Source organism: Lactobacillus sp. C449L (assembly GCF_059900815.1).
Genome location: NZ_JBWXGA010000039.1, coordinates 1 through 657, shown reverse-complemented (window position 1 = coordinate 657; position 657 = coordinate 1). Strand labels below are relative to the sequence as shown.

Here is a 657-nt window from a genome sequence, read left to right as displayed (position 1 = left end):
ACGTACGAAGGATCGCTGTTTGCGGGTTTGGGTCAACGAGCCGCTATCCTTGCGTCAGTTGCGGCGACAAACATCAATTTTGATCTTCTTAGAGATCAGGCGGACGGTCACCGTCGCAGAGCCCGCAGCTCGGAAATTATCCACCTGGATCGGATCGGTCACGCACCAATCACCGGCGCCTTCCCTGGCAGCGCGGCTGAGCCAGATGCCGCAATTGCTACTATGGTCGATACGCTTCCACACTGCTTGGAGCGGGTCCGATTACTGCCTGCTCATGATACTCACGGGGAAGCAGATTACGAGAAATCGGCTCGGCTAGCGACTTCGATTTGCTCCATTGAACGGAGCTTGCGCGATTTTTGGCAGCTCGCTCTCTGGGACGACTGGGAATTCGTGCTGGCCGACAATCGGCTCCACTTTCGGCCTACGGACCGAGAGCTGGCGACCAGATGGCCCGTCTGGACATGGCGGCAACAACAAATCTACGGGCAGGAAGGCATGCTGGACGCTGCAACGCGGCTCGATCGTAGCACTACTTCCACCGTCTATCCGGGCCATCAGGTGATCGGTATCGGAGGTAGTTCCCCAGCCACACGTCGCTTCAAGGTCGGACCTGTCGGGCCCACACGCGAACAGGTTTGGCATAAAATCGAGTAT

The 657-nt window shown here is 57.7% G+C and carries 1 protein-coding gene; it reads left to right on the top strand.

Going from position 1 to position 657, the window contains the following annotated elements; translation table 11 throughout:
- Positions 1-348: 348 nt before the first annotated feature.
- The coding region (locus tag AC2JF9_RS08140; RefSeq protein ID WP_500726793.1) for a hypothetical protein at positions 349-657 on the top strand (309 nt) is incomplete at its 3' end.